The 5,930-nt window shown below is 38.7% G+C and carries 5 protein-coding genes; 3 read left to right on the forward strand and 2 right to left on the reverse strand.

Going from position 1 to position 5,930, the window contains the following annotated elements; genetic code table 11:
* Window positions 1–1,169: 1,169 nt before the first annotated feature.
* Window positions 1,170–1,730, forward strand: coding sequence for a phycoerythrin subunit beta (gene cpeB / locus AC3DU7_RS22620; protein WP_488041552.1), 561 nt, complete (start codon window positions 1,170–1,172; stop codon window positions 1,728–1,730).
* 332 nt (window positions 1,731–2,062) lie between these two features.
* Complete coding sequence (gene cpeA / locus AC3DU7_RS22625) at window positions 2,063–2,557, forward strand: C-phycoerythrin subunit alpha (protein ID WP_488041553.1); 495 nt, start codon at window positions 2,063–2,065, stop codon at window positions 2,555–2,557.
* A 420-nt stretch (window positions 2,558–2,977) separates the two neighbouring features.
* Here the strand turns inward: cpeA and AC3DU7_RS22630 are convergent, their stop codons facing one another.
* A complete protein-coding gene (locus AC3DU7_RS22630) occupies window positions 2,978–3,565 on the reverse strand; it encodes a hypothetical protein (protein ID WP_488041554.1) in 588 nt (195 codons plus the stop codon).
* A gap of 561 nt (window positions 3,566–4,126) precedes the next feature.
* Here AC3DU7_RS22630 and AC3DU7_RS22635 point away from each other — a divergent pair.
* A complete protein-coding gene (locus tag AC3DU7_RS22635; RefSeq protein ID WP_488041555.1) occupies window positions 4,127–4,879 on the forward strand; it encodes a DUF4465 domain-containing protein in 753 nt (250 codons plus the stop codon).
* Between the two features lie 400 nt (window positions 4,880–5,279).
* On the opposite strand, the gene AC3DU7_RS22640 is transcribed toward AC3DU7_RS22635, so the two are convergent.
* The coding region (locus AC3DU7_RS22640; protein ID WP_488041556.1) for a hydantoinase B/oxoprolinase family protein at window positions 5,280–5,930 on the reverse strand (651 nt) is incomplete at its 5' end.

Raw genomic sequence — 5,930 nt, forward strand, 5'->3', positions numbered from 1 at the left:
TATTCATCAATTCTTTCCCCCTACTCTGTACGGACGTTGCATGCAACGTCCCTACGACCTACTCCCTATGCGTGGAGGAGATGTTTAATACATCCGTTTAGGGGTTCTATATAGTAAAGTGCAAGGTTTTTGCTCCCAAAAGCAGAAAATGTCAGGATTTGGAGCAGACAAGGGCAGCAAAATTTCAGAACAATTTTTCCAACTATATCCTCTGCAATTCCTCATTCCTCCTGAATTGTGACTTCTCACTCCTGACTCCTACCCCCTATCTATAAGACCTTTTCAGCAAACCCTAATTATTGATTAGCATTTTGGCATTTATATAAATAGGGTTTGCTAATTAACTATAAAAGCACTGACATTTAACGAAGTCAGAAGTTATTTTTGTAACCGGGATTTGAGCAACTCTCTAAAAATATTTCGCCTTAAAAAGCACGGTTGCGCGACCCAATTATTTTGATAAAGGTTCAGCCTTCTTAGGTTGAAAAAAGTACTAGCTTTTCGGTCAAGAAAGTTCATGCGTATTAGCATTTTTTACAGACAAGCACAGAAAAATTGTCCTTTAATTTTTCTGACTACCTCTTAATTAATTCCCATTTCTCCTGACTTCCCATCCTGGGAGCAGGGCTGTTTAATTCTCGCGAAAAACACAGAAGGAAATAGAGATATGGGGATAACTAGAAAATTTTGCCAAAATACTCAGAATTTCAGTCAAATTTCTCAATTATCCTTAATTTACAAATTTTTGTCATTTAAGCTGCTTGAACCAATTGAACCAAATATCCTCTTAGAGCAAAAGAGATGCTTATAGGCTGAAAAATCGGCAAATTTTGGCAAATTTTACTGTTCCACTATTCTCTAATCTCCCTTTCTACCTAAATCGTTAATCTACAACACTTTGAAACAGCCTTGCCCTCCTGAGAGGGGTTAGGGGTGGGTTGACTCCTGACTTCTTACCCTTACCCGTAACACTTTTTCAGCAAACCCTAAATATTTGGTTTTGATCGTAGCTTCTGGACATCCCATTGGCTAATTGGCTGAAAAATCGTAACAAATATTTACTTGTTTACGAATTATTACTTTGTTCCTCAGAAAGCGAGACAAAAGAGACCTTCTTATTAGAAACTTCAATTCAAGGTTACAAAAAATCAATTTTTAAGGAGAGCTCAATGTTAGATGCTTTTTCGAAAGCTGTAGTTTCAGCAGATGCCTCAACTTCCCCTGTTAGTGGCGATGAATTAAATAAGCTCAAAGAATTTATTGCTCAAGGCAACAGACGTCTTGATGCAGTTAACGCCATTGCTAGCAACGCAAGCTGCATGGTATCTGATGCTATTGCTGGAATGATCTGTGAAAACCAGGGATTAATCCAAGCTGGTGGAAACTGCTATCCTAACCGTCGTATGGCTGCTTGCTTGCGTGATGGTGAAATCATCCTACGCTACGTTACCTACGCACTACTTGCTGGTGATGCTTCTGTTCTCAACGACCGTTGCTTAAATGGTTTAAAAGAAACCTACACTGCATTAGGTGTTCCTGCTACATCTACAGTTCGCGCTGTTCAAATCATGAAAGCTCAAGCTGCAGCTCACATCAAAGATCAGCCTAGTGATGAATTTGCAGGAGATAAAAAGCGCATCATGGGAGCTATTGTAGTAGAAGATCGTTGCGCTAGCCTAGTTGCTGAAGCAAGTGGCTATTTTGATACAGTAATTGCTGCTCTAAGCTAATTACCTAAATAACACGGGAGCATGAAAGCCATCGTCTTTTAAGCGATGGATGAAAGGCGACTAGTCGGATTTTAATCCGAAGTATTTTATTTTAAAGTAAGCAGAAAGCTAAGTTGAGACTTAAGCTGACTGTGTAGGGGCACTTTGACTTGTCCCCAAAGAATATATCTTTGGTCAGCTAAGAAGAAACGGAGCAACAGAGATTTATCCTGTTGTGTAGTATCTACTTAGAATCCCCTCAGCAGAGAGCCAGGGGAGTAGTCAAGATTAGCCAAGACTAAGTAAGTTTCAATACCAATCTAACAAAGTCAAACACAGAAGAGAATAAACACATGAAATCAGTTATTACCACAGTAGTTGCTGCTGCTGATGCAGCAGGTCGTTTTCCTAGCAGCTCCGATCTAGAATCAGTACAAGGTTCTATCCAGCGCTCTGCAGCTCGTCTGGAAGCAGCTGAAAAGCTAGCTGGTAATCTTGATGCAGTTGCTCAAGAAGCCTATGATGCTTGCATCAAGAAGTTTCCTTACTTGAATGATGCTGGTCAAGCTAACTCTACACCAGTTTTTAAAGAGAAGTGTCTCCGCGATGTCAAGCACTATATGCGCTTGATCAGCTACTGCTTAGTAGTTGGTGGAACTGGTCCTCTTGATGAGTGGGGAATTGCTGGTCAGCGTGAAGTTTATCGTGCTCTAAGTTTACCTACTGCACCTTATGTTGAAGCTTTAAGCTTTGCTCGTAATCGTGGTTGTGCTCCTCGCGATATGTCTCCTCAAGCTTTGGTAGAGTACAATGGTCTCCTAGACTATGTAATCAACTCCTTGTCCTAGTAAAGTAGGGATTTAGACAAGATTATAGAATTCTTGCTGTAATCTTCTTTAAATTATAGAACTTTGGGACTCTCAGTTTGTTACTTACCTAATAGCGGGTGAGCAACTAACCGAGAGTTTCTTAGTTTTTTGAACTGAGGTGGTATTGCATAAGGAAAGACTGAAGAGGTGAAAAATCTGGCGTTGTCTGAGTTAAAATTCAGATTCTGCACCTCAATTTGTCCGATAAATAAAAACTATAAATATTAGTACGTTGTTCAATATTTTCAGATAACCACAAACCTGTATCGCCCAAAACTTGAATTCTTGGAGATACTAAAGGAATAATTCTGATACTGCATAAATGCTCCCTTTGAAGCAAATTATTTCAGGATTTACGCATAACGACTACTTATGGTAGGAGTTAACGGCCGTTAACCCCTACAAATGTTGTATAACTTCTTCTTTTGCGTAAGTCCTGTATTTATCTGAGTGCTTCTGTTGTTTCCTTGTATTTTTTGACTTCTTATTTTTTGCCCGCTGCTCAACTACTTCCGGTGGCGGACCATAATCTCCATTACTGAAGTATACTCGCTCCACTATATGTTGTGGTTCTACTTCTATCCACAGACGTGCTCCCCCGGCTTGACTTCTATTGGGTTGATGAGGTTGATAAACGATTTGGCAAGGTCCGTTAATTTTCAGAGCGTGGCAATAATTTTTTTTTTCTCCTACTTTTACGGCAACTGCTGGATGAGTAGTTCCATGGTCTCGGTTATAGTCAATGGTCTTTCGCAGAACATGAATAAAGGTATTGCCTGTGCGTTGATTTTTGTTCCAAGTACCTTCAGGACCACGACGACCTGGTGCAATTTCTGGCATTCCCCGTTTATTTAATGGAATCATCCAAAGTCTTTTGATTTTTCTTGCACCTCTAACACGACCTTGATTGAGAAGTGTTCGTAATCTACCTGTGGAAATATTTAGTAAAAAAGCTGCTTCTGTTGTAGTTGCATACTGTACACTCATAACTATAACGTCTTAGTTTTAACTATATTAAACTAATTTGATTGTCTAAATAATTTTTAAGCTAGCTTAAATTTAGCAAAAAAGTCAATAAGTAAAAATAACTAAGCAGTTATCTCTAATTTAATGGCCTATTTCTCAGAAAGGCGATCGCTGATACAGCAATTCCCAAAAAGCGTGAGGTATAAAATTCTGGATTTTAGGGAACAGCTCCAGAAGGTAAAGAAAAAGACAACTGTACAGAGGTGTACCTGATCTACGCTATATGTGACTTGGGTAATAAAAAATATTTCTCACCAACTTGGAATTTTTTTCTCAATTTTTAAGCATCAGTAAAGTTACGCATAAATAGTCTAAATTAAGGAAATGTTTATGGTATTTAAGAGATTTTATATGAAGATTATTTGTAGTTTATCAGTATTTATATGTATCTTTTAAAGATTCAGTAAAGTTATGAATAAACGCTTGCTATTTTAGAGAATATGTAAGTATTATGTATTAATATTTGCAACTTTAGGCAAAAATAAAAATAGCGGGTAAAAACTATTTAAATGTGAGCTAACGATGAATATCAAAGATTTAAAGTCTGTTTTAATTATTTCTGTAGCAATAATATTAGGAGTTTTTGTTGCTCCTACACAAGCTACAAGTATTCCTATAGTTGTTAACTTTGAGGATTTGCCCCTTGAAGCTGAAGAATTTTACAATGGTTCCGATGGCGCTGGAGGATTTACGAGTGAGGATGCCTTTTTTAACAATAGCTATGATCCCGAGTCTGAAAGTTGGTCAGGATGGTCCTATTCAAATACCTCTGACACTGAAACACCAGGTTCCGATAATCAATATAGTGCCTTTACTGGTACTGGGTTTGGTGGAATGGGAAATTATGGCGTGGCTTTCACCTTTAATCCGGGTGATGCCATGATTGAGCTACCTGATGGTTATTCGGTTGATTCTGTAAGGATTACAAATACAACCTACGCTGCTCTGTCTATGCTGAATGGAGATCATTTTGCTAAGAAGTTTGGTGGTGACTCTGGCGACGATCCTGACTTCTTTTTGTTGACAATTAATGGTCTGGATAATTCTAATACTTCGGTAGGAAGTGTAGAGTTCTATTTAGCGGATTATCGTTTTGCAGATAACTCCCAAGACTTCATTGTTGATGATTGGAGTTTAGTCGATTTATCGCCTCTCAACGCTGCAACTAAACTTTCCTTCGCACTCACCTCATCTGATAATGACCCTCAATTTGGGCTAAATACCCCAGCATATTTTGCTTTGGATGATCTTACTTTACACCAATCTGTACCATAATCTGCTTCAAATCTTGGTTTATTAGTCAGGACTTACGCAGAACCGTCATATCTAGCGAATGGCATTCGCCCTCCAGGGATAGCGTATTGTCTCAAAATTTGCGTAAGTCCTGTTAGTATTCGGCGCTGTTGGCGTTGGTTCGATGTTAAAGCGCAAATAGGATTAATTGCTAGATTTATGGATCTATAAGCTCTAGGCAAACATATAAGGTAGTAAATTTCATTAATTGATAATTGATAATTACTTCGGGTTTTAACCGCTACGGAATTGAATATAAGGAGATATTATTTCTTTTTTTTCCCCTTAAAAGGGGAGGCTTTAAACCAGAATTATTTAATTATTAATTATTAATTATTCGGTAATACTAAGGTGTGTTTCGCTGTGCGACATGAAACGTACCCTACAACTTTCCTACTCCCCCTCCACCGGGAGTTTCAATGACAAACACATCACCCACATTCATCTCCACAGTGGCGGTACTCCCCAATTCTTCAATTTTCCCATCACTGCGTTCTACATAATTTCTTCCAACTAAACCATTACCCCCACTATTCAAACCAGGGGGAGAAACAACTCGATGACCTGATAATATCCCGGCGGTCATCTGCTCCAAAAAACGTATCTTCCGAATTACTCCATTGCCACCTTTATATAAACCTTCGCCTCCACTCCCGGAACGAATGGCAAAATTTTCTAACAATACTGGAAACCGCCATTCCAACACTTCGGGGTCGGTTAACCGGGAGTTGGTCATGTGAGTATGTACTGCGTCGGTGCCATGAAAGTTAATACCTGCACCGGAACCTCCACAAATAGTTTCATAATATTGATATTTACTATTACCAAAGGTGAAATTATTCATTGTTCCTTGGGAGGATGCCATTATTCCTAGAGAATTGTATAAAGTGTCGGCGATAGTTTGAGAAGTTTCGACATTTCCAGCGACAATAGCTGCTGGATATTTGGGGTCTAACATACTACCTTTGGGGATAATAATTTCTAATGGTTTGAGACAACCTGCATTGAGGGGAATATCATCATCAACTAGGGT

The sequence above is a fragment of the Okeania sp. genome (genome assembly GCF_983059655.1).

Bases quoted from the DNA above. Each gene is read 5' to 3' on its own strand.
- cpeB (WP_488041552.1), top strand. From the start codon at position 1,170: ATGTTAGATGCTTTTTCGAAAGCTGTAGTTTCAGCAGATGCCTCAACT.
- cpeA (WP_488041553.1), top strand. From the start codon at position 2,063: ATGAAATCAGTTATTACCACAGTAGTTGCTGCTGCTGATGCAGCAGGT.
- AC3DU7_RS22630 (WP_488041554.1), bottom strand. From the start codon at position 3,565: ATGAGTGTACAGTATGCAACTACAACAGAAGCAGCTTTTTTACTAAAT.
- AC3DU7_RS22635 (WP_488041555.1), top strand. From the start codon at position 4,127: ATGAATATCAAAGATTTAAAGTCTGTTTTAATTATTTCTGTAGCAATA.